The sequence below is a fragment of the Klebsiella michiganensis genome (assembly GCF_002925905.1).
Lineage (GTDB): Bacteria > Pseudomonadota > Gammaproteobacteria > Enterobacterales > Enterobacteriaceae > Klebsiella > Klebsiella michiganensis.
The window spans coordinates 446358-469223 of record NZ_PRDB01000001.1; the positions used below are offsets into that span (position 1 = coordinate 446358).

The following is a 22866-nucleotide window of genomic DNA, read 5'->3' on the forward strand; positions in this document are numbered from 1 at the left end:
AATAAATTTGTAATGTTCTGCTTTGCCCCTTCTGGAGTTGAGGCATCATCGTTATACTTCCCGGATTAACTATGCTGAGAGCACATGCGTTGTGAATTTACTCACTGCTATTACTGAATTAATCAGTATTTTCTTATTCACCACCCTGTTTATATTTATCGCTCGCAAGGCGGCAAAAAGAGTTGGGCTGGTGGATAAACCTAACTATCGCAAACGGCATCAGGGTTTGATTCCGTTAGTCGGTGGTATTTCAGTTTTCGCAGGTATTTGTTTTACGTTTGCTATCGCCGATTATTACATTCCCCACGCTCGGTTATACCTGGGATGTGCCGGGGTGCTCGTGCTGGTCGGTGCGCTGGACGACCGCTTTGATATCAGCGTAAAAATTCGCGCGGTAATTCAAGCCGCTATCGCCGTCATTATGATGATGGTGGGTAATCTTCATCTTAGTAGCCTCGGTTTTATATTCGGCTCATGGGAGCTGGTGCTCGGCCCTTTTGGCTTCTTCCTCACGCTGTTCGCCGTCTGGGCGGCGATCAACGCCTTCAATATGGTTGATGGTATCGATGGGCTGCTTGGCGGTCTGTCGTCAGTCTCTTTCGCGGCAACGGGCATTATCCTGTGGTTTGATGGCCAGTACAGCCTGGCGATGTGGTGTTTTGCGATGATTGCCGCCATTTTGCCCTATATTTTACTTAACCTCGGTGCGCTTGGTCGTCGCTATAAGGTCTTTATGGGTGATGCCGGCAGCACCATGATTGGCTTCACTATCATCTGGATCCTGCTGGAGACCACGCAGGGAAAAACGCATCCAATTAGCCCGGTCACGGCGCTGTGGATTATCGCTATTCCGTTGATGGATATGGTGGCGATTATGTACCGTCGCCTGCGCAAAGGGATGAGCCCATTCTCCCCGGACCGTCAGCATATTCATCATTTAATCATGCGCGCCGGGTTTACTTCCCGTCAGGCGTTTGTGCTGATCACCCTGGCCGCCGCGCTGCTGGCCCTGGTTGGCGTGGTGGCGGAATACACCCGCATTGTTCCTGAATGGGTGATGTTAATACTCTTTTTGTTAGCCTTCTTTCTTTATGGCTACTGCATTAAACGCGCCTGGAAAGTGGCGCGCATGGTTAAGCGCATTAGACGCAGAATACGGCGACACAGCGGCAATAATCCAAATTAACCAAGTCAATCTGGGGACGTGATGACTCAACCATTACCGGGAGCACAAACAGTGAACGTTGAGAACGAGCTGGATATTCGCGGGCTGTTTCGCGCCTTATGGGCCGGAAAAAGCTGGATAGCAGGTATCGCAGTGCTCTTTGCACTGATTGTTCTGGTTTATACCTTTTTTGCTCGTCAGGAGTGGAGCGCGACGGCGATTACCGACCGACCGACGGTGAACATGCTGGGGGGATACTATTCACAACAGCAGTTCTTACGCAATCTCGATATCAAGGCCAATCTCGTCTCTGTCGATCAGCCTTCGGTCATGGACGAAGCATATAAAGAGTTCATCATGCAGCAGGCGTCGTGGGATACCCGCCGCGACTTCTGGTTGCAAACGGACTACTACAAGCAGCGCCAGTCGGGTAACGCTCGCGCCGATGCCGCGCTGTTGGATGACCTGATTAACGATATCCAGTTCATGCCCGGCGATGCGCTAAAAAGCATCAACGATAGCGTGAAGCTGACGGCAGAAACCGCGCCTGATGCCAACAATCTGCTGCGCCAGTATGTGGCTTTCGCCAGCCAGCGTGCGGCAGGGCATCTGAATGATGAGCTCAAAGGCGCCTGGGCCGCGCGTACCGTACAGATGAAAGCGCAGGTGAAGCGCCAGGAAGAGGTGGCGCGAGAGATTTTCAATCGCCGCATGCACAGCGTGGAACAGGCGCTGAAAGTCGCGCAGCAGCACAACATCTCCCGCAGCGAAACCGATATTCCACCAGATCAGCTGCCGGATTCCGAGCTGTTTTTACTGGGGCGTCCAATGCTGCAGGCCCGGCTGGAAAATCTGCAGGCGGTGGGGCCGCAGTACGATCTTGATTATGACCAAAGCCGCGCCATGTTAACGACGTTGAACGTGGGGCCGACCCTGGACCCGCGTTTTCAGACTTACAGGTATTTGCGAACGCCTGAAGAACCGGTAAAACGCGATAGCCCGCGCCGCGTGTTTCTGATGGTGATGTGGGGGATTGTGGGCGCGCTCATCGGCGCAGGCGTTGCGTTATCGCGTCGCCGTGTCCAGTGAATGCGGCCTGTGGTGAAGGACATTCAGCCTTTATCACCTAATCGAAGAGAATCGATGTGAAAGTACTAACGGTATTTGGCACGAGACCAGAAGCTATCAAGATGGCGCCTCTGGTTCATGCGCTGGCAAAGGATCCTCATTTTGAGGCGAAAGTTTGCGTGACCGCGCAGCATCGGGAGATGCTCGATCAGGTGTTGAAACTTTTTTCTATTGCTCCGGAATACGACCTTAACATTATGCAGCCGGGTCAGGGATTGACGGAGATTACCTGTCGCATCCTTGAAGGTTTAAAGCCGGTGCTGGAGTCGTTTAAGCCAGACGTGGTGCTGGTGCATGGCGATACCACCACGACGATGGCGGCAAGCCTGGCCGCTTTCTATCAGCGGATCCCGGTAGGGCACGTGGAAGCCGGGCTGCGCACGGGCGATCTGAGCTCGCCGTGGCCGGAAGAGGGGAACCGTACGTTGACCGGGCATCTGGCGACGTACCACTTTGCGCCGACGGAAACCTCAAGGCAGAACCTGCTGCGGGAAAACATCGCCGACAATCGGATCACGGTAACCGGTAATACGGTTATTGACGCGCTATTCTGGGTGCGCGACCGGGTGTTGAGCGATGAAGCCCTGCACAACGAGCTGACTCAGCGTTATCCCTTCCTCGCCAACGGCAAGAAGATGATTCTGGTCACCGGACACCGTCGGGAAAGCTTTGGCCGCGGTTTCGAGCAAATCTGCCATGCGCTGGCGGAGATCGCCGCGAACAATCCGGACGTACAGATCGTCTATCCGGTGCATTTGAATCCGAACGTCAGCGAACCGGTGAAGCGCATTCTCGGCCACGTTGAGAACGTCATACTTATTGAGCCGCAGGATTATTTGCCGTTTGTCTGGCTGATGAACCGCGCGTGGTTGATCCTGACCGATTCCGGCGGTATCCAGGAAGAGGCGCCCTCGCTCGGGAAACCGGTGCTGGTGATGCGTGAAATGACCGAGCGCCCGGAGGCGGTCAGCGCGGGCACCGTGTGCCTGGTGGGTACCGATAGCCAGCGCATCGTCAATGAGGTCACGCGCCTGCTGCAAGATGAGTCCGCGTATCAGGCCATGAGCCGGGCGCATAACCCGTATGGCGATGGACATGCGTGTCATCGTATTTTGTCTGCACTTAAAAATAATCAGGTAACGCTATGAATTTTTCTACCATTTCAGTGATTGGCCTTGGATATATTGGCCTGCCAACCGCTGCCGCGTTCGCCTCCCGGCAAAAGCGGGTGGTCGGCGTTGATATCAATCAACACGCCGTGGAGACCATTAACCGTGGTGAAATTCATATCGTGGAGCCGGATCTGGCGAGCGTCGTCAAAACAGCGGTCGAGCAGGGCTACCTGAGCGCCACTACCGCGCCGGTAGAAGCCGACGCTTACCTGATTGCGGTGCCGACGCCGTTTAAAGACCTGCATGAACCGGATATGGTTTTCGTCGAGTCGGCGGCGAAATCTATCGCACCGACGCTGAAGAAAGGGTCGTTGGTTATCCTTGAGTCCACCTCGCCGGTGGGTTCAACCGAGCAGATGGCGGGCTGGCTGGCGGAAATGCGCCCCGATCTGAGCTTCCCGCAGCAGGTTGGCGAAGCGGCGGATGTCAATATCGCCTACTGTCCGGAGCGCGTGTTGCCGGGACAGGTGATGGTTGAGCTGATTAAAAACGATCGCGTGATTGGCGGTATGTCGCCGGTTTGCTCAGCCCGCGCCAGCGAGCTGTATAAAATTTTCCTCGAAGGCGAATGCGTGGTGACCAACTCGCGCACCGCCGAGATGTGCAAGCTGACTGAAAACAGCTTCCGCGACGTTAATATCGCTTTTGCCAATGAACTTTCGCTAATTTGCGCCGATCAGGGGATCAACGTCTGGGAACTGATTCGCCTGGCGAATCGTCATCCGCGCGTCAATATCCTCCAGCCGGGGCCGGGCGTTGGCGGCCACTGCATCGCGGTCGACCCGTGGTTTATCGTGGCGCAAAACCCGCAGCAGGCGCGGCTTATCCGGACCGCGCGTGAAGTCAACGACCACAAACCAGAATGGGTGATCGATCAGGTCAAAGCGCGGGTCGCCGACTGCCTCGCCGCCAGCAACAAACGCGCCAGCGAGCTAAAAATCGCCTGTTTTGGCCTCGCGTTTAAGCCGAATATTGATGACCTGCGCGAAAGCCCGGCCATGGCCATTGCCGCGCAGATCGCCCGCTGGCACGGCGGCGAAACCCTGGTCGTTGAGCCAAATATTCATCAGCTGCCGAAAAAGCTCGACGGACTGTGCGCTCTGGCGTCGCTGGACGAGGCGCTGGCGAGCGCCGATGTGCTGGTGATGCTGGTCGATCATAAAGAATTTAAAGCGGTTGGCGGGGAGAGCGTTAGTCAGCAGTTTATCGTCGATACCAAAGGGGTGTGGCGGTGAGAGGGCGTCTGGTAAAAGATGAAAGTGTTCGCAGCTTCGCGCGCTTTCATCGTGACCAAAACTTAACAGATCTATTTTATGTTCGCCCGCGCCAGTATTGAGCCCCTTGAGTGGGAAAACCGCTTCTTCGGCGTCAATAGCGCCATTCTCCGCTTTGGCGACGATGCGCCGCCGCTGACGGTGCAAGCGCTGGCGGGATGGTCGCGGGTGCAGGCGAAAGTCGCGGCGGATGATGCCGCGCGCCTGGATGCGCTGCAGGCATTAGGCTTCCGGCTGGTGGAGGGCGAGGTCGATCTTGCGCTTTCGCCCGCGGCTTCTGATGATATCGGCGCCGAGCCGGCGACCGAGGTGGATATCCCCCGGCTGCGCGAACTGGCGGCGCTGGCCTTTGCGCAGAGCCGTTTTCGCGCCCCCTGGTACGCCGACGATGCCAGCGGTCGTTTCTACGCCCAGTGGATTGAAAATGCGGTGCGCGGAACCTTCGATCACCAGTGTCTGGTGCTTCGCGCCCCTGACGGCGATATCCGCGCGTTTGTCTCCCTGCGCCAGCTCAGCGAGCGCGAGGCGAGGATTGGCCTGCTGGCCGGACGCGGCGCCGGAGCGGAATTAATGCAGGCGGCGCAGCGCTGGGCCGCGCTGCGCGAGCTGACGACGCTGCGGGTGGCGACCCAGATGGGCAACACCGCCGCGCTTAAACGTTACATTCTTAGCGGTGCCAATGTCGAAAGCACCGCGTACTGGTTATACAGGTGACATGATGATTCCATTTAACGCGCCGCCGGTGGTGGGTACCGAGCTTGATTATATGCAGTCCGCAATGGGGAGCGGCAAGCTGTGCGGCGATGGCGGTTTTACCCGCCGCTGCCAGCAGTGGATGGAGCAGCGTTTCGGCACCGCGAAAGCGCTGCTGACGCCATCCTGCACCGCTTCGCTGGAAATGGCCGCGCTGCTGCTGGATATTCAGCCGGGCGATGAAGTGATTATGCCGAGCTATACCTTCGTCTCCACCGCCAACGCCTTTGTGCTGCGCGGCGCGAAAATCGTCTTCGTTGATATTCGTCGCGATACCATGAATATCGATGAAACGCTGATTGAAGCGGCCATCACCGAGAAAACCCGCGCGATTGTACCGGTCCACTACGCCGGCGTGGCCTGCGAGATGGACACCATTATGGCTATCGCCAGCAAGCATAATCTGTTTGTGGTGGAGGATGCTGCTCAGGGCGTGATGTCGACCTATAAAGGCCGGGCGCTCGGCACTATCGGCCATATTGGCTGCTTCAGCTTCCATGAAACCAAAAACTACACCGCGGGCGGTGAAGGCGGCGCAACGCTGATTAACGATCGCACGCTGATAGAGCGCGCGGAGATCATTCGTGAAAAAGGCACCAACCGCAGCCAATTTTTCCGTGGCCTGGTGGATAAATATACCTGGCGCGATATCGGCTCCAGCTACCTGATGTCCGATTTACAGGCGGCCTATCTGTGGGCGCAGCTGGAAGCGGCGGAGCGGATTAACCAGCAGCGTCTGGTGCTGTGGCAGAACTACTACGACGCCCTGCTGCCGCTGGCGCGCGCCGGGCGTATCGATCTGCCCATCGTGCCTGCCGACTGCGGGCAAAATGCGCATATGTTCTATATCAAGCTGCGCGATATTGACGATCGCAGCAAGCTGATCGCCTGGCTGAAAGAGGCGGAAATTCTGGCGGTATTCCACTATATCCCGCTGCACAGCTGCCCGGCCGGGGAGAACTTCGGCGAGTTCCACGGGACGGATCGCTACACGACCCAGGAGAGCGAACGCCTGCTGCGCCTGCCGTTATTCTACAATTTGTCGAACGTTAACCAGCGCACGGTGATTAACTCGCTGCTGAGCTATTTCTCCTGATATGTCGCTGGCAAAAGCGTCTCTGTGGACCGCGGCGTCCACGCTGGTCAAAATCGGGGCCGGTCTGCTGGTGGTAAAACTGCTGGCCGTGTCGTTCGGCCCGGCTGGCGTGGGGCAGGCGGGTAACTTCCGCCAGCTGGTGACCGTGCTTGGCGTGCTGGCGGGGGCCGGGATATTCAACGGCGTCACGAAGCTGGTGGCGCAGCATCATGACGATCGCCGGCAGTTGAACAACGTCGTTGGCACCGCTTCAGCGATGGTACTCGGTTTCTCCACCCTGCTGGCGCTGATCTTCCTGCTGGCGGCCGCGCCAATAAGCCAGGGGCTATTCGGTCATCAACATTACCAGAATCTGGTACGGCTGGTGGCGCTGGTGCAGATGGGGATTGCCTGGGCGAATTTCCTGTTAGCGCTGATGAAAGGCTTTCGCGATGCGGCGGGTAATGCGCTGTCGCTTATCGCCGGGAGCCTGATTGGCGTGGCGGCGTACTATGCCTGCTACCGTTTTGGCGGCTATCAGGGCGCATTGCTGGGGCTGGCGCTGGTGCCGGCGCTGGTGGTGGTGCCGGCTGCTATCGTACTGTGGCGTCGCGGCAATATTCCGCTAAGCGCGCTGCGCCCGCGCTGGGACAACGGCCTGGCGGGGCAGCTGTCGAAATTTACCCTGATGGCGCTGATTACCTCGGTGACGCTGCCGGTCGCCTACGTGATGATGCGTAACCTGCTGGCGGCCCACTATGGCTGGGACGCGGTGGGGATCTGGCAAGGGGTGAGCAGCATCTCCGACGCCTATTTGCAGTTTATTACCGCGTCATTTAGCGTTTATCTTTTACCGACGCTGTCCCGTCTGACGGCGAAAGCGGATATCACCCGCGAGATTGGCAAATCGTTAAAATTTGTCCTCCCGGCGGTGGCGGCAGCGAGCTTAACGGTGTGGCTGCTGCGTGATTTCGCTATCTGGCTACTTTTTTCCGACCGCTTTACGGCGATGCGCGATCTGTTTGCCTGGCAGCTGGTGGGCGATGTGTTAAAGGTCGGGGCTTATGTTTATGGCTATCTGGTGATCGCCAAAGCCTCGCTGCGTTTTTATATTCTGACGGAAATCAGCCAGTTCACGCTGTTGACCGCATTCTCGCACTGGCTTATCCCGGCGCACGGCGCAATCGGCGCGGCGCAGGCGTATATGGCTACCTATATTGTTTATTTCGCCCTCTGCAGCGGCGTGTTTTTACTTTGGCGTAAACGGGCATGACAGCACTGATACATGTACTGGGATCGGATATCCCGCACCACAACCAGACCGTGCTGCGGTTCTTTAATGATGAGCTGGCCGTGGATGACGAACAGGCTCGCCTGTTTATGGTCGTCGGTGATGCGACAGAAATTTCCGCCGCTTATCCCGCACTCTCCATTCGCTGCTATCCGGGGAAAAAGTCGCTGGCAAAGGCGGTTATCGCGCTGGCAAAGGCGAACCGGCAGCAGCGCTTTTTCTTTCACGGCCAGTTTAATACCGGCCTGTGGCTGGCGTTGCTCAGCGGCGGGATCCGCCCGGCGCAGTTTAACTGGCATATCTGGGGAGCGGATCTGTACGAGAACTCCGCCAGCCTGAAGTTTCGCCTGTTTTATCCCCTGCGGCGCCTGGCGCAGGGCCGGGTAGGTCGTGTGTTTGCGACCCGGGGCGATCTGAGCTGGTTCGCCGCCCGCCATTCTGGCGTAGCGGGAGAGCTGCTCTACTTTCCGACCCGCATGGATCCGGCGCTGAATTCGCTCGCCGATAGCGCACCGCGCGGCGACACGCTGACTATCCTGGTGGGTAATTCCGGCGACCGTAGCAACGAGCATATTGCGGCGCTGCGTGCGATTCGCCAGCAGTTTGGCGATACGGTTAACGTTGTCGTGCCGATGGGTTATCCGGCAAATAACGGCGACTACATCAACGAAGTCCGCGCGGCCGGCGCGGCGCTGTTCAGCCCGCAGCATTTCCAGGTATTGAGCGACAAGCTGGCGTTTGATGACTACCTTGCCCTGCTGCGCCGCTGCGATCTTGGCTACTTCCTGTTTGCCCGCCAGCAGGGTATCGGCACGCTGTGCCTGCTGATTCAGGCGGGGATCCCCTGCGTGCTGAACCGGGAGAATCCCTTCTGGCAGGATATGTCGGAGCAGCATATTCCGGTACTCTTTACCAGCGATACGCTGGACGTGAGCGTTGTGCGTGAAGCGCAGCGCCAGCTGGCTGGCGTGGATAAAAATCAAATCGCCTTCTTCCGGCCGAATTACCTGACGGGCTGGCGACGAGCGTTGCGAATTGCTGCGGGGGTGGACGCATGACATTAATGCAATTTAGCGGGCTGCTGCTGGTCTGGCTGCTGTCGACGCTATTTATCGCCACCGCCACGTACTTTGAATTTCGTCGCGTACGCTTCAACTTCAACGTCTTTTTCTCGCTGCTGTATCTGCTGACGTTTTTCTTTGGCTTCCCGCTGACCAGTATTCTGGTGTTCCGCTTTGACGTCGCGGTCGCCCCGCCGGAAATTCTGCTGCAAACCCTGCTGGTTTCCGTCTGCTTTTATGCGGTTTATTACGTGACTTATAAAACGCGGCTACGGTCGGCGACGCACGGTCATCCGCATCGTCCGCTGTTTACGATGAATCGCGTGGAGACCCACCTCACCTGGGGCATTTTGCTGGGGCTGGCGCTGCTTTGCGTCGGCATCTTCTTTGCGCATAACGGCTTCCTGTTATTCAAGCTCAACTCCTACAGCCAGATCTTCTCCAGCGAAGTCTCCGGCGTGGCGCTAAAGCGCTTCTTCTACTTTTTCATCCCGGCAATGCTGGTGGTCTATTTTCTGCGTCAGGATTATAAAGCGTGGATATTCTTCCTTGTCAGCACCGTCGCCTTTGGCCTGCTGACCTACGCCATCGTTGGCGGCACCCGGGCGAATATCATTATCGCGTTTGCCATCTTCCTGTTTATCGGCATCATTCGCGGCTGGATTAGCCTGTGGATGCTGGCGGCGGCGGGCGTGCTGGGCATCGTCGGTATGTTCTGGCTGGCCCTGAAGCGCTATGGCATGAACGTCAGCGGCGATGAGGCGTTTTATACTTTCCTCTATCTGACCCGCGACACCTTCTCGCCGTGGGAGAATCTGGCCCTGCTGCTGCAAAATTACGACAAGATTGAGTTCCAGGGGCTGGCGCCAATCATCCGGGATTTTTACGTCTTTATCCCCAGCTGGTTGTGGCACGGTCGTCCGACAATGGTGCTCAATACCGCGAACTATTTCACCTGGGAAGTATTGAATAATCATTCTGGTCTGGCGATTTCGCCGACCCTGATTGGCTCGCTGGTGGTGATGGGCGGCGTCTGGTTCGTCCCGCTGGGCGCGGTGGCGGTTGGGCTGATTATTAAATGGTTTGACTGGCTGTACGAGCTTGGCAACCGGGAAACGAACCGCTATAAAGCGGCGATTCTGCACAGTTTCTGTTTTGGCGCTATCTTCAACATGATCGTGCTGGCGCGTGAAGGGCTGGATTCATTTGGCTCTCGCGTGGTTTTTTTCCTCGTTATCTTTGGGATCTGCCTGCTGGCGGCAAAACTGCTGTACTGGTTCCTGGATAGCGTGGGGCTGATTCACCGGCGGGCCAAACCGCTGACGCAACCTCAAGTCTGATAAGGGTGTACATGACTGAGACCACATCCGCGCCGTTGTACCTGCTGAGAGGGCTACAACTCATTGGTTGGCGCGATATGCAACACGCTCTGGATTATCTGTACGCCGATGGTGAGATCCGCACGGGAACGCTGGTGGCGATTAATGCAGAGAAGATGCTGGCGGTAGAAGACAGCCCCGAAGTCCGGGCGCTGATTGAAGCGGCAGAATTCAAATACGCTGATGGCATCAGCGTAGTACGTTCATTACGTAAAAAATACCCTCAGGCTCAGGTCTCGCGCGTCGCCGGAGCCGATTTATGGGAAGCCCTGATGGCGCGCGCAGGCGCTCAGGGAACGCCGGTATTTCTGATCGGCGGCAAGCCCGAGGTGCTGGCGCAGACGGAGCAGCAGCTTCGCCAGCGCTGGAACGTGAATATCGTTGGAAGCCAGGATGGCTATTTTGCCGCTGACCAGCGTCAGGCGCTATTTGAGCGTATCCGCGATAGCGGGGCGAAGATCGTCACGGTGGCGATGGGCTCGCCGCGTCAGGAGATCCTGATGCGCGACTGTCGGGACGTTTATCCGCAGGCGCTGTATATGGGCGTGGGCGGCACCTACGATGTTTTTACCGGCCACGTTCAGCGGGCGCCGAAGTTCTGGCAGGACCTGGGTCTGGAGTGGTTCTATCGCCTGGTTTCGCAGCCGAGCCGCATAAAAAGGCAGGCGCGCCTGCTGCGCTATTTACGCTGGCATTACACCGATAAGCTGTGACATTCCACTGCAAGCGGGCGGGTTTACCTGGGTATTCTGTGTAATGTCTTCACTCGCCTGATACTTTATTTGCCATTTCCCTCAAATTCATTAACCATTCGCATGCTTAAAACGCGACGGTCAGTTTACCGTCGCGCAGGCAGGGCTATTCATTCAATAAAAATAACCGGCATAGACACATCCCGGTTGGGATGCGCTTAAACCCGGAGCAGGGCAAACACAAGAGGCTATATGACTGAGAAAAAAGCGGAACTTCAGCGGGGACTGGAGGCGCGGCACATTGAGCTAATCGCTCTTGGTGGGACAATTGGCGTCGGGTTATTTATGGGCGCGGCCAGTACGCTGAAGTGGGCCGGACCTTCGGTTCTGCTGGCGTATATTATCGCCGGGCTCTTTGTCTTCTTCATCATGCGTTCGATGGGCGAAATGCTGTTCCTCGAACCGGTAACCGGATCGTTCGCCGTTTACGCACACCGCTATATGAGCCCATTTTTCGGCTATCTCACCGCCTGGTCCTACTGGTTTATGTGGATGGCGGTCGGGATATCGGAGATTACGGCTATCGGGGTTTATGTGCAGTTCTGGTTCCCGGATATGGCGCAGTGGATACCGGCGCTGATTGCCGTCGGGCTGGTGGCGCTGGCGAACCTCGCGGCGGTACGGCTGTACGGCGAAATTGAATTCTGGTTTGCCATGATTAAGGTCACCACCATTATTGTGATGATCGTGGTGGGGCTGGGCGTTATTTTCTTTGGCTTTGGCAACGGCGGGCACGCCATTGGCTTTGGCAATCTGACCGAGCACGGTGGCTTCTTCGCCGGCGGCTGGAAGGGCTTCCTGACGGCGCTGTGCATCGTGGTCGCGTCTTATCAGGGCGTCGAGCTTATCGGGATTACCGCCGGTGAAGCGAAGAACCCGCAGGTTACGCTGCGTAGCGCGGTTGGCAAGGTACTGTGGCGAATCCTGATTTTCTATGTAGGGGCGATTTTTGTGATCGTCACTATTTTCCCGTGGGATCAAATTGGCTCCAACGGCAGTCCGTTCGTACTGACCTTTGCCAAAATCGGCATCACCGCGGCGGCGGGCATTATTAACTTTGTGGTGCTCACGGCGGCGCTTTCCGGCTGTAACAGCGGTATGTACAGCTGCGGCCGCATGCTCTACGCGCTGGCAAAAAACCGTCAGCTGCCCGCGGCCATCGCCAAAGTCTCGCGCAACGGCGTGCCGTCAGCGGGCGTGGCGCTGTCGATCCTGATTCTGCTGGTCGGCTCGTGCCTGAACTACATTATCCCTAATCCACAGCGAGTTTTCGTCTACGTTTACAGCGCCAGCGTGCTGCCGGGGATGGTGCCGTGGTTTGTGATTCTGATTAGCCAGCTGCGTTTTCGTCTCGTGCATAAAGAAGCGATGGCCAGCCATCCGTTTCGCTCGCTGCTGTTCCCGTGGGCGAACTATTTGACCATGGCGTTCCTGATTTGCGTGCTGATAGGGATGGGATTTAACGACGATACGCGTATGTCGCTCTTTGTCGGAATGATTTTCCTCGCCGCCGTGACGCTTATTTATAAGGTATTTGGCCTTGGCCGACGCGGAAATGTTGATAATGTGGCGCAATAAGCAACAAAACGCACAAAGCATGAGCAAACAATAATTTTCTTTAAAAAGGCACTAGACAGCGGGGTAGGAAGTCCGTATTATCCGACCCCGCAACGGCGCTAAGCGCCCGTAGCTCAGCTGGATAGAGCGCTGCCCTCCGGAGGCAGAGGTCTCAGGTTCGAATCCTGTCGGGCGCACCATTTACCCGGTGCTGGAGCTGCGGTGGTTTCAATACCGCGTAAAAGATTTGCAGTGGTGGCTATAGCTCAGTTGGTAGAGCCCTGGATTGTGATTCCAGTTGTCGTGGGTTCGAATCCCATTAGCCACCCCATTATTTAGAAAGTTGTGATATTGCGAAGGTGGCGGAATTGGTAGACGCGCTAGCTTCAGGTGTTAGTGTTCTTACGGACGTGGGGGTTCAAGTCCCCCCCTCGCACCACGACTTTATAAAGAATTGAACTAAAAATTCAAAAAAGCAGTACATCGGCGAGTAGCGCAGCTTGGTAGCGCAACTGGTTTGGGACCAGTGGGTCGGAGGTTCGAATCCTCTCTCGCCGACCAATTTTGAACCCCGCTTCGGCGGGGTTTTTTGTTTTCCGCTTTTGCAAAAACGTTCCTATCTCCCTGATATCGCAAAAAATATCTCGCTAATCAGCATGCGATTTATTGTCCAGAATAGTCCCAATTCCTTGTGCGGATAGATGCATTTTCTACCGATCCTGTGCGATAATAAACGGGTAGATGCTCATTCCATCTCTTATGTTCGCCTTAGTGCCTCATAAACTCAGGAATGATGCAGAGCCGTTTTACGGTGCTTATCGTCCACTGACAGATGTCGCATTTTATATGCTAAATCATTCATGATGTGTCGAGACGGCCAGCACGGGAATCCCCCGGAGCTTACAAAGGTAAGTGACTGGGGTGAGCGTGTGCAGCCAACGAAGAGACAGCGTGAAGGATGAAGCATATAGCCTCATCAAACACCATGGACACTACGTTGAGTGAAGCACCCAATTTGTTGTCAAACAGACCTGTTTTAACGCCTGCCCTGGTTTCAGAGCAGGCGTTTTTTTCTTTTCAGGGATAGAGAAACGCTCAGGCGGGAAGAGAAGAGATTCTCGCCCCGATGGAGGCGAGAAGGGCATTACTGCTGCGGGTTGTTTTGCAGGGTTAACAGCAGGCCGTCGCGACGCATCGTCGCCGCTTCTTCCGGCTGATGCAGGCGGTCAAGTGTATCGGCCAGCCACGCGTAGTCAAACGCATCCGGGCGCTGCTTGAGCGCTGCGCGGAACGCGATGCTGGCTTCCTGCCACTCGCCGTGACGCATGAGCGATTGCCCCAGCGTACTCCACAGCAGCGGACGGTCGCCGACCGTTTTGATCTGCTGGCGCAGCACCTTTTCCAGCTGTTCCGGATTATTCGTTTTCAGCCGCGGGATCGGCATCACCAGACGATCGTCGTAGTGCTTTTTCAGACCTTCGATAATAATCTGCTGCGCGGTATCATGGTCGTCGCTTTCGATAAGGCGATTAGCCATTGCCACCTGTAGCGCCACCTGGCTGCGGGTTTTTCGGTTCTGGCTTTTCCACCAGTCGCGCAGACCTTCGCTGCCGCCGTCGGCCAGCGTTTTATCCATCAGGCCAATCCACGCCAGCTGTTCCAGTTCGGCACGGTGCTCCTCATCGCTGACGTTGGCTTTCGCCATTGATGGAAGAATATCCAGCAGCGAATTCCAGGCGCCGGTACGAATGTAGGCCTGCTCGGCGAGGCGCAGGACCTCCGGATGACGCGGCGTGATCTCCAGCAGCTTGTCGATGCCGTGGCGGGCGGCGTGGTTTTCATTACGCGCCAGCTGCAGGCGTACGCGGGTGATTTCGACAGGTATCAGGTCGTCGCCGGCGAGCTCTGTCGCGCGCTCCAGATGCTGGTTGGCGCGGGCTTCATCGCCACGCTGCTGGGCGGCTTCTGCCGCCAGCAGGTAGTTCACAACGGGCTGCTCAGCGTGATCGGCATTTTTCGCCATCAGCTTCTCAACCTGCTGATAATCGCCCTCCGCCAGCTTCAGCAGCGCCTGCTCGGTTTGCTTACGCGCGCGGCGACGCTTGCGGCCCACGAACCAGCCGCGGGTATGCGCGCCGGTGCGGAAAATGCGCCGCAGCAGCCACTCAATGGCAAACAGCACCACCATGGTGAGGATCATGATGATCGCTAACCCGGTGACGCTGGTTTCAATGTTGTAATTATCGGTCTGGATCAGGACGTAGCCCTGATGACCCGCGATCATCGGACCGACCACGATCCCGGCAAGCAGCAGCGCGAAGAGTAAGAGAATTTTCAACATGCGTTACTCTCCTTGTGGCGCAGGCGTTGGCGCGTGGGCAGCAGGTGCCGGCGCGGGAGCCGGGGCGCTGGCCTGGGTTTCAGCCGGCTGCGCCATCAGATTACGTACCCGCGTTTGCATCAGTTTCTCAAGCAGCGCCTGGCTCTGCAGGCTCTCCGGTACGTTCATGGTGATGGTTTGCTGGCTGAGCTTATCCACGTCCTCAAGGAAGGCTTTGGTGGTGGCATCTTCAGTGTCGTAGTAAGCACGAACCCACGTCGAGACGTTATCCAGAGCCTGTTTGTAGGTTTCTTCCTGATGACGCGGAACCGCCTGCGCCGCGACCAGCAGACGGGAGCGGATGTTTTCGCGCAGATAAACGTCCTGGTTTGGCGCCAGCAGCGGCACGGCGGTCTCATCGCGGCGGCGAACGGTAATAAAGCTGTCCATAAAGTTCTGCCAGCTTTTTTGCAGGTTTACCCGCCACTCGCTAATGGAGCTGGATAGCTCATCGCTATCGGAATCCATCGGGGTGTCATCGTCGTTGTTGTCCGCCAGGCGTAAATTATCGATCTGGTTGGCGAGCTGGTTCACTTTCAGAATGATGCCGTCGTAGTCGACCTGACTCACGGCGGAAAGCGAAGCAATATCGTCGGTAATGGCGCGACGGGCGGAAATCAGGCTCGGATCGTTCATATCGGCGAGGCTGGCATCAGCGCTTTTCAGCAGTGCGGCGGCGGTCGTCACGTCCTGATCGCTCCACAGCTTACGTCCGGCCAGTTTTACGAGGAAATCAGCCTGCGCGAGCAGCCAGGTTTTTGCATCGCTGCCGGAAATGACCGCGACCTTCTCCTGCACTTCTTCCAGCTTCTTCGCCAGAGAATCCTGCTGACGCTGCGCTTCCGTCAGCTGGTCGGCCTGCTGCTTGATGATGCCTTCAAGCTCGCTTTTTTGGCTCTCCTGCGCTTTTTGCAGCGCGGCGATCTGGCTGGATAGCCCGGCGCTGGCTTCGCTCTGGCGGGTTGCCTGAGTCTTCGTCAGACCATAAAGGCCTACGCCAGCGGCGAGGGCGATAGCGATAGCTATAGCGCTCAGGGCGAGGCTGGTTTTACTGCCGCCGTTTTTCTTTTCGACATTCTTCTCTGGCTGTGGCGTCGTTTCCACGGCCTCCCTGGTCTCTTCAACCACGGCGGATTGATTCTGTTGTTCCGTCATTATGGCTTCCAATGTTGAGAGTTATTGTAATGCGCGTAGCAGCGCATCGTTGTCGGCGCTATCGGCAACCTGGATATCCTGCCAGCCCAATTCCCTGGCCTGCTCGGCCAGACGTTCACTGACAACGAAAATGCGACAGCTCAGGAGCCAACGTTCGCGATACCACTGTGGTATTAGCGTCCAGAGCTGCTGCAGCATCTCGCCGCTGGTGATGACCAGCGTCGAAACCCCGCGAGACTGCCAGCGCATTGCTTCTTCTGCGCCATCGTAGTGCCTTGCACTACGTTGATAACATTCACAAAAAGTGACATCAGCACCGCGTTCGCGAAGCGTGTCACCGAGTAATTCCCGCCCGCCGTTGCCGCGCAGGATGAGCGCTTTTTTCCCCGCAATGTTTTGTAATTCAGGTAATTGTAGCAAGACTTCGCTGATTTCCCGATCTAACGGGTAGCGAACTTGTCGATTACTGACCTTATGCAGGGCCAGCGCGGTGGTGCGGCCAATGGCAAAATAGTCGGGCGCCGTGGGCCAGCGCAGCCCCTGCTGCTGGAGGCGAGCGTGGGCAAACTCGACGGCATGCTGAGATAGCGCGAAGAGCAAATCGCCTGCGGCGAGGCTTGCCAGCTGGCCGCCCAGCTCAGGGAGCTGACGGCCCGGGGTAAACTCAATGAGCGGAAAGCTCCAGGCCACGCGTCCCAGCGCGCGCAGGCGGCTGACTAACTCTTCGCCTTGCGGCAGCGGACGGGTAACCAGAATGCTCATTGAGGCGCTTCTCCTGCGTAGACGACGGCGAGAATGTCGCGAGCGCCGTTATCCAGAAGTTCTTCGGCAAGGGCGACGCCCAGCGTTTCGGCATCTTCCGGGCGACCGCGCCGCTCGCCGCGTACCGTGTGTGAGCCATCCGGCGCGCCAACCAGCGCGCGCAGCCATAGCTCACCGTCGATCAGTTCGGCATAGCTGCCGATAGGTACCTGACAGCCGCCTTCAAGCCGGGTGTTCATCGCCCGTTCAGCGCGGACGCGGATGGCCGTTTCCGTATGATTCAGCGGGGCCAGCAGCGTTTTGGTCCATTCGTCGTCAAGGCGACACTCAATGCCGACCGCGCCCTGGCCGACGGCGGGCAGAGATTGCTCCGGGGACAGCGGTTGACGAATACGCGCCTCAAGGTTCAGGCGCTTAAGCCCTGCGGCGGCCAGAATAATGGCGTCGTACTCGCCGCTATCAAGCTTGCCCAGACGCGTGCCAACGTTGCCGCGCAGGGAGCGGATCGTGAGATCCGGCCGCGCGGCGGCCAGCTGACACTGACGGCGTAAACTTGAGGTGCCAACGATGCTGCCGTGGGGGAGTTCATCAATGGAAGCGTAGTGATTCGAGACAAAGGCATCGCGCGGATCTTCGCGTTCACAGATGGTCACCAGCCCCAGCCCTTCGGGAAACTCCACCGGCACGTCCTTCATAGAATGGACGGCAATGTCGGCGCGACCTTCCAGCATGGCCAGCTCTAACTCTTTCACAAAGAGGCCCTTACCGCCCACTTTTGCAAGGGGCGTATCAAGGATCACGTCGCCGCGGGTGACCATAGGCACCAGCTCAACGGAAAGCCCCGGATGACAGGACTCCAGGCGCTCTTTCACATAATGTGCCTGCCATAGCGCAAGCGGGCTTTGCCGTGTGGCAATTCTCAAAACTTTGTCTAACATGCTTGTTACCGTCATAGTCGACCACTAACCATCCTAACATTGTTGTCTTAGGGATGTTAGTTTTGTGGGGTTAAGGGTCGCGGCCATTTTTTTAGCCTTTCATGCGTTTGCGGGTTGCCGCAAACGTAGTGAAGAATTTACACGTAGTAAAGGGTGCTACACTTGTATGTAGCTCATCTTTCTTTACGGTCAATCAGCAAGGTGTTAGATTGATCACGTTTTAAACCATTTGTCAGTCAGCAGTTCATCACAACCACACCGACGACGAATGGTGACGGTTTTTGTTGAAATACTGAAACTCTCCGTACTATTGTACGTCGGGTTTTTGAACATCAGGCGATATGTCTTGTACCTCTATATTGAGACACTGAAACAGAGACTGGATGCCATCAACCAATTGCGCGTGGATCGCGCCCTTGCTGCCATGGGACCCGCTTTCCAGCAGGTTTACAGTCTACTGCCGACATTACTACATTATCATCATCCGCTGATGCCGGGTTACCTTGACGGTAACGTTCCCCGTGGCATTTGCCTCTACACGCCTGATGAAACCCAACGTCACTATCTTGATGAACTCGAGCTCAACCGTGGAATGCTGGCCAAAGAGCCGCCGAAAGGCGAGCTGCCGATCACCGGCCTTTACTCTATGGGTAGTACTTCTTCCGTCGGCCAAAGCTGCTCTTCCGACCTGGATATCTGGGTTTGCCACCAATCCTGGCTGGATAGCGAAGAGCGCCAGCTGCTGCAGCGCAAATGTAGCCTGCTCGAGAGCTGGGCGGCGTCGCTGGGCGTTGAGGTCAGCTTCTTCCTGATCGACGAAAACCGCTTCCGCCATAACGAAAGCGGCAGCCTGGGCGGTGAAGACTGCGGCTCAACTCAACACATCCTGCTGCTGGATGAGTTTTACCGTACCGCGGTGCGCCTGGCCGGGAAGCGTATTCTGTGGAATATGGTGCCGTGCGATGAAGAAGAGCATTACGACGATTACGTGATGAGCCTCTACGCGCAGGGCGTGCTGACGCCGAACGAATGGCTGGATCTCGGCGGCCTGAGTTCCCTCTCGGCAGAAGAGTACTTCGGCGCCAGCCTGTGGCAGCTGTATAAAAGCATCGACTCGCCCTATAAGGCGGTGCTGAAGACGCTGCTGCTGGAAGCGTACTCCTGGGAGTATCCCAACAACCGTCTGCTGGCGAAAGATATCAAGCAGCGCCTGCATGATGGTGAAATCGTATCGTTTGGCCTTGACCCTTACTGCATGATGCTGGAGCGCGTCACGCTCTATCTGCAGGCCATCGAAGATGAAACGCGCCTCGATCTGGTGCGTCGATGTTTCTATTTAAAAGTGTGCGAGAAGCTGAGCCGCGAGCGCGCCTGCGTCGGCTGGCGCCGTGAAGTCGTCAGCCACCTGGTGAAAGAGTGGGGCTGGGATGAAAAGCGTCTGATGATGCTCGATAACCGGGCCAACTGGAAGATTGACGAAGTCCGTAAAGCGCACAACGAACTGCTTGATGCGATGATGCAGAGCTATCGCAACCTGATTCGCTTTGCGCGCCGTAATAACCTGAGCGTTTCCGCCAGCCCGCAGGATATTGGCGTGCTGACGCGTAAGCTGTACGCCGCCTTTGAAGCGCTGCCGGGGAAAGTGACCCTGGTAAACCCGCAAATTTCGCCGGATCTGTCTGAGCCGAATCTGACTTTCATCCACGTGCCGCCGGGCCGTGCCAACCGTACCGGCTGGTATGTCTATAACCGCGCGCCGGACATGGAGTCGATCATCAGCCATCAGCCGCTGGAATATAACCGTTATCTTAATAAGCTGGTGGCCTGGGCCTGGTTTAACGGCCTGCTGACGTCACGTACGCGCCTGTTTATTAAGGGCAACGGCATTGTCGATCTGGCGAAGCTGCAGGAGATGGTGGCCGATGTGGCGCATCACTTCCCGCTGCGCCTGCCGTCTCCGACGCCGAAAGCGCTGTATAGCCCCTGCGAAATTCGCCACCTGGCGATTATCGTCAACCTCGAATATGACCCGACGGCGGCCTTCCGCAATCAGGTGGTGCATTTCGACTTCCGCAAGCTGGATGTTTTCAGCTTCGGCGAAGAGCAAAAGTGCCTGATTGGCAGCATCGATCTGCTGTATCGCAACTCGTGGAACGAGGTGCGTACGCTGCACTTTAACGGCGAGCAGGCGATGATCGAAGCGCTGAAAACCATTCTTGGCAAGATGCACCAGGACGCCGCGCCGCCGGATAGCGTGGAAGTTTTCTGCTATAGCCAGCATCTGCGCGGCCTGATTCGCACTCGCGTGCAGCAGCTGGTGTCTGAATGCGTTGAGCTGCGTCTTTCCAGCACCCGCCAGGATACCGGCCGTTTTAAAGCGCTACGCGTTTCCGGGCAGACCTGGGGACTCTTCTTCGAGCGTCTTAACGTCTCGGTACAGAAGCTGGAAAACGCCATCGAATTCTACGGCGCGATTTCGCATAACAAACTGCACGGCCTGTCGGTGCAGGTGGAAACCAACCACGTCAGGCTGCCGCAGGTGGTGGATGGTTTTGCCAGCGAAGGGATTATTCAGTTCTTCTTTGAAGATGCGGATAACGATAACGGATTTAACATCTATATCCTTGATGAGAGCAACCGCGCCGAGGTGTATCACCACTGCGAAGGCAGCAAAGAAGAGCTGGTACGCGACGTCAGCCGCTTCTACTCTTCGTCGCATGACCGCTTTACCTACGGCTCCAGCTTTATCAACTTTAACCTGCCGCAGTTTTATCAAATCGTCGACGTCGACGGTCGCGAACAGGTGATCCCGTTCCGCAGCCAGGTGATTGCCGCGGCGACCCTTGCTGCAGGTGAGGATTCCGCGACATCATCGATGTTGCAGCACTACTCATGACCCGCCGCGTAGACCTGTCATTCGGCGCAGGTGAATTTCCCGGGGGCGCTTCGCTTGCCTGGGTTTCGGGGTGATATGGGTTTTGTCGCCCGGATACGGCGTTAGCCGCAATCCGGGGAACTCGAATCACGCGCGTTTAGCGAAAACTCACCGCTTCACCGGCCTGCGCGGTCGCCGCCTGTTCCAGCAGATCCCAGAAGGTTTCGCCGCTGCGGTCGCATACCCACTCGTCGCCTTTCAAGTCGAAATGGTAGCCGCCTTGTTTTGTCGCCAGCCACACCTGGTGCAGCGGCTCCTGGCGGTTGATAATAATTTTGCTGCCGTTTTCAAAGCTGATAGTCAGCACGCCGCCGTTGATTTCGCAGTCGATATCGCTGTCGCCATCCCAGTCGTCGAGACGCTCTTCGATGGTCATCCACAGGGTATCGGCCAGGCGATGGAATTCACTGTCGTTCATGGTTCTTTCCCGCTTTTTTGATCGTGGCGGCAGTATAGCGCAATCTACGATGACTTCGGCAGATGGCGAAGGCGGATCAGCAGTAGAGACGTCACGATCGCCATCGCCAGCAGCCCGTAACGGGCGCTCAGCATCCGGCTCTGTTGATAATGCTGAAGAAGGCCAGAGAGATCGCCGGGCGCCAGGTTTTGTGACTGGATAAGCTGATGGAAAGTCCGATCGCTCGTCCAGGGGATAAACGTGAGATGGCCGATGGCCTGTCGGGCGGCCAGGCCCATTGCCGGGTCGTGCTGTACCTGATATTTCATCAGGAAGGTCAACACCGTGAGCATGACGGTACTGATTAACGCCATTCCTAATGCCTGCCCGATATCGCGCGAGGCGGCCTGAACGCCGCCGGACTGTTCGGCGTGCCGATTCCCTGCGCCAGTGGTAACCAGTATCGGGGCATTGGCCGCGATGGTGCCCATCCCCGCGCCGATTAAACAAAGCCCTGACGCCATCAGTACAGGGGTAAATCCCGTTACGTGCAGCGCCGCGGCGGCGACCAGAGCGCCGGCGATTCCCGCCGTCAGCCCCATCTGGCACTGGCGGCGAGGGTTTCGCTGCTGAATAAACAGCGGCAGGCCCAGCGAACAGGCGGCGAGACATATCGCAAAAGGGAGTATCAGCAGCCCTGTTTCCATCGCCGATACGCTTTTAACAATCTGCGCAAAACTCACCACGGTAAAAATAGCCGAACTGTAGGCAAAAAATATCCAACCGGTGAGATAGAGCCCGTGGCGCACCAGGCGGGTTTTCAGGAAAACCGCGGGGAGCAGAGCGTGGCCGGTGGTGGCTTCAAAATGACGTTCCCAGCGCAGCATCATCACCAGCACCATCAGGCCGCAGAGAATAACGAAAGGGGCGGGGCTCAGGCCGAGAACGCTCACTGCCGGGTCGAAGGGCATAACCAGTCCCCAGACCGGGATGCGCAGAATACCGAAAATCGTCAGGAACAGCCCCAGGGTGCCTAACAGAAAGCCCGGGGTATCGAAGGCGATAGCGGCGCGTTTGTTTTCTGATGCCGGGATGATGACGGAGCAGAGCAGGATAAGCAGCGCCAGCAGGCCAAGCGAGGCAAACGCGATGCGCCAGCCGACGTGGTCCAGCAAATATCCGCATACAATTGGACCACAGGCGAATGAAATGCCGCTGGAGGCGCCCAGAGCGCCAAAGGCGGCAACCCGTCGTCGCTGCTGATACAGGGCAGAGATCAGGCCAAAAACGGCGGGGATCATCAGGCTACCGCCTATCCCGGCGGTCAGACGCGCGCCCCAGGTGAAGAGCGCGATCGATGGCGAAAAAAAGGCGCAGGCTTCGGCGAGGATAAAAATCAGGCAGCCGATGCGAAACAGCATTCGCCAACCCCAGATACACCCCAGCATTCCGCCTGCCACCATAAACGTGCCCGCAATCAACGGATACATGGTATTCGCTGTACTGACCTGCCCAAGCGTGGCGTGCAGATCGTTCATTAGCGCCTGCGTGGCGATACTTAACGTCACGTTATCGGCGGAAGCCAGAAACTGTGCGCAGCATAAGACAACCAAAGGTAACCAGTTTGTCGGTGTAGGGTTGGTGGTCACAGCGTGTTCCTTTTTGATAGAAACGACAAAACGCGCCCTTCCT

General features: G+C 57.0%; 18 protein-coding genes and 4 tRNA genes. 16 read left to right on the forward strand and 6 right to left on the reverse strand.

Features of this window, described 5'->3' with window-relative positions; all coding sequences use genetic code 11:
• Positions 1–91: 91 nt before the first annotated feature.
• The 15 genes from wecA (at position 92) to CDA56_RS02245 (ending at position 13168) form a co-directional block, all read left to right on the forward strand.
• Entirely contained in the window at positions 92–1186 is a 1095-nt protein-coding gene (gene wecA / locus CDA56_RS02175; RefSeq protein WP_004097511.1) for a UDP-N-acetylglucosamine--undecaprenyl-phosphate N-acetylglucosaminephosphotransferase, read from the forward strand.
• A gap of 21 nt (positions 1187–1207) precedes the next feature.
• The gene (wzzE, locus tag CDA56_RS02180; protein WP_014227454.1) at positions 1208–2254 is read left to right on the forward strand and encodes an ECA polysaccharide chain length modulation protein; all 1047 of its coding nucleotides are present in this window, start codon (positions 1208–1210) and stop codon (positions 2252–2254) included.
• Between the two features lie 56 nt (positions 2255–2310).
• A complete protein-coding gene (gene wecB, locus CDA56_RS02185) occupies positions 2311–3441 on the forward strand; it encodes a non-hydrolyzing UDP-N-acetylglucosamine 2-epimerase (RefSeq protein ID WP_075209427.1) in 1131 nt (376 codons plus the stop codon).
• A complete protein-coding gene (wecC, locus tag CDA56_RS02190) occupies positions 3438–4700 on the forward strand; it encodes a UDP-N-acetyl-D-mannosamine dehydrogenase (protein WP_014837068.1) in 1263 nt (420 codons plus the stop codon). The genes wecB and wecC overlap by 4 nt, the downstream gene beginning before the upstream one ends.
• Before the next feature lie 78 nt (positions 4701–4778).
• Positions 4779–5453: a dTDP-4-amino-4,6-dideoxy-D-galactose acyltransferase gene (rffC, locus tag CDA56_RS02195; protein ID WP_064358781.1), complete on the forward strand. Its 675-nt coding sequence runs from the start codon at positions 4779–4781 to the stop codon at positions 5451–5453.
• Between the two features lie 4 nt (positions 5454–5457).
• Complete coding sequence (rffA, locus tag CDA56_RS02200) at positions 5458–6588, forward strand: dTDP-4-amino-4,6-dideoxygalactose transaminase (protein WP_102803862.1); 1131 nt, start codon at positions 5458–5460, stop codon at positions 6586–6588.
• A gap of 1 nt (position 6589) precedes the next feature.
• Entirely contained in the window at positions 6590–7840 is a 1251-nt protein-coding gene (gene wzxE / locus CDA56_RS02205) for a lipid III flippase WzxE (RefSeq protein ID WP_014227457.1), read from the forward strand.
• Positions 7837–8916, forward strand: coding sequence for a TDP-N-acetylfucosamine:lipid II N-acetylfucosaminyltransferase (locus CDA56_RS02210; protein ID WP_103815089.1), 1080 nt, complete (start codon positions 7837–7839; stop codon positions 8914–8916). The genes wzxE and CDA56_RS02210 overlap by 4 nt, the downstream gene beginning before the upstream one ends.
• Positions 8913–10259: an ECA oligosaccharide polymerase gene (gene wzyE / locus CDA56_RS02215; protein WP_014227459.1), complete on the forward strand. Its 1347-nt coding sequence runs from the start codon at positions 8913–8915 to the stop codon at positions 10257–10259. The genes CDA56_RS02210 and wzyE overlap by 4 nt, the downstream gene beginning before the upstream one ends.
• An 11-nt stretch (positions 10260–10270) precedes the next feature.
• On the forward strand, positions 10271–11011 hold the full coding sequence (gene wecG / locus CDA56_RS02220) for a lipopolysaccharide N-acetylmannosaminouronosyltransferase (protein WP_014227460.1): 741 nt from the start codon (positions 10271–10273) through the stop codon (positions 11009–11011).
• Positions 11012–11242: 231 nt separating this feature from the next.
• Positions 11243–12628: a bifunctional threonine/serine APC transporter ThrP gene (gene thrP / locus CDA56_RS02225; protein WP_014227461.1), complete on the forward strand. Its 1386-nt coding sequence runs from the start codon at positions 11243–11245 to the stop codon at positions 12626–12628.
• Positions 12629–12730: 102 nt separating this feature from the next.
• A tRNA-Arg gene (locus tag CDA56_RS02230) sits at positions 12731–12807 on the forward strand.
• A gap of 55 nt (positions 12808–12862) precedes the next feature.
• A tRNA-His gene (locus tag CDA56_RS02235) sits at positions 12863–12938 on the forward strand.
• A 22-nt stretch (positions 12939–12960) separates the two neighbouring features.
• Positions 12961–13046, forward strand: a tRNA-Leu gene (locus CDA56_RS02240).
• Between the two features lie 45 nt (positions 13047–13091).
• A tRNA-Pro gene (locus CDA56_RS02245) sits at positions 13092–13168 on the forward strand.
• A gap of 583 nt (positions 13169–13751) precedes the next feature.
• On the opposite strand, the gene hemY is transcribed toward CDA56_RS02245, so the two are convergent.
• Genes hemY through hemC form a run of 4 tightly spaced genes read right to left on the reverse strand, consistent with a single transcriptional unit; the run spans position 13752 to position 17842 of the window.
• Positions 13752–14948, reverse strand: coding sequence for a protoheme IX biogenesis protein HemY (gene hemY / locus CDA56_RS02250; protein ID WP_048263613.1), 1197 nt, complete (start codon positions 14946–14948; stop codon positions 13752–13754).
• Positions 14949–14951: 3 nt separating this feature from the next.
• A complete protein-coding gene (gene hemX / locus CDA56_RS02255; RefSeq protein ID WP_102803853.1) occupies positions 14952–16142 on the reverse strand; it encodes a uroporphyrinogen-III C-methyltransferase in 1191 nt (396 codons plus the stop codon).
• A gap of 21 nt (positions 16143–16163) precedes the next feature.
• The gene (gene hemD / locus CDA56_RS02260) at positions 16164–16904 is read right to left on the reverse strand and encodes a uroporphyrinogen-III synthase (protein ID WP_004097542.1); all 741 of its coding nucleotides are present in this window, start codon (positions 16902–16904) and stop codon (positions 16164–16166) included.
• Positions 16901–17842, reverse strand: coding sequence for a hydroxymethylbilane synthase (gene hemC / locus CDA56_RS02265; RefSeq protein ID WP_025108409.1), 942 nt, complete (start codon positions 17840–17842; stop codon positions 16901–16903). The genes hemD and hemC overlap by 4 nt, the downstream gene beginning before the upstream one ends.
• A gap of 346 nt (positions 17843–18188) precedes the next feature.
• On the opposite strand from hemC, the gene cyaA reads away from it, so the two are divergent.
• The gene (gene cyaA / locus CDA56_RS02270; protein ID WP_009651720.1) at positions 18189–20738 is read left to right on the forward strand and encodes a class I adenylate cyclase; all 2550 of its coding nucleotides are present in this window, start codon (positions 18189–18191) and stop codon (positions 20736–20738) included.
• Positions 20739–20874: 136 nt separating this feature from the next.
• Here the strand turns inward: cyaA and cyaY are convergent, their stop codons facing one another.
• Together cyaY and CDA56_RS02280 are read right to left on the reverse strand one after the other, a co-directional pair.
• Positions 20875–21195, reverse strand: a complete 321-nt coding sequence (gene cyaY / locus CDA56_RS02275) for an iron donor protein CyaY (protein ID WP_004097546.1) — start codon at positions 21193–21195, stop codon at positions 20875–20877.
• Positions 21196–21239: 44 nt separating this feature from the next.
• A complete protein-coding gene (locus tag CDA56_RS02280; RefSeq protein ID WP_102803854.1) occupies positions 21240–22823 on the reverse strand; it encodes an MFS transporter in 1584 nt (527 codons plus the stop codon).
• Positions 22824–22866: the final 43 nt, after the last annotated feature.

Excerpts from the sequence above, each read along its gene's own strand:
- cyaY (WP_004097546.1), bottom strand. The coding sequence starts at position 21,195 with ATGAACGACAGTGAATTCCATCGCCTGGCCGATACCCTGTGGATGACC.
- wzzE (WP_014227454.1), top strand. The coding sequence starts at position 1,208 with ATGACTCAACCATTACCGGGAGCACAAACAGTGAACGTTGAGAACGAG.
- wzyE (WP_014227459.1), top strand. The coding sequence starts at position 8,913 with ATGACATTAATGCAATTTAGCGGGCTGCTGCTGGTCTGGCTGCTGTCG.
- thrP (WP_014227461.1), top strand. The coding sequence starts at position 11,243 with ATGACTGAGAAAAAAGCGGAACTTCAGCGGGGACTGGAGGCGCGGCAC.
- hemC (WP_025108409.1), bottom strand. The coding sequence starts at position 17,842 with ATGTTAGACAAAGTTTTGAGAATTGCCACACGGCAAAGCCCGCTTGCG.
- wzxE (WP_014227457.1), top strand. The coding sequence starts at position 6,590 with ATGTCGCTGGCAAAAGCGTCTCTGTGGACCGCGGCGTCCACGCTGGTC.
- hemY (WP_048263613.1), bottom strand. The coding sequence starts at position 14,948 with ATGTTGAAAATTCTCTTACTCTTCGCGCTGCTGCTTGCCGGGATCGTG.
- wecG (WP_014227460.1), top strand. The coding sequence starts at position 10,271 with ATGACTGAGACCACATCCGCGCCGTTGTACCTGCTGAGAGGGCTACAA.
- CDA56_RS02210 (WP_103815089.1), top strand. The coding sequence starts at position 7,837 with ATGACAGCACTGATACATGTACTGGGATCGGATATCCCGCACCACAAC.
- hemX (WP_102803853.1), bottom strand. The coding sequence starts at position 16,142 with ATGACGGAACAACAGAATCAATCCGCCGTGGTTGAAGAGACCAGGGAG.
- wecC (WP_014837068.1), top strand. The coding sequence starts at position 3,438 with ATGAATTTTTCTACCATTTCAGTGATTGGCCTTGGATATATTGGCCTG.
- hemD (WP_004097542.1), bottom strand. The coding sequence starts at position 16,904 with ATGAGCATTCTGGTTACCCGTCCGCTGCCGCAAGGCGAAGAGTTAGTC.
- rffC (WP_064358781.1), top strand. The coding sequence starts at position 4,779 with ATGTTCGCCCGCGCCAGTATTGAGCCCCTTGAGTGGGAAAACCGCTTC.
- rffA (WP_102803862.1), top strand. The coding sequence starts at position 5,458 with ATGATTCCATTTAACGCGCCGCCGGTGGTGGGTACCGAGCTTGATTAT.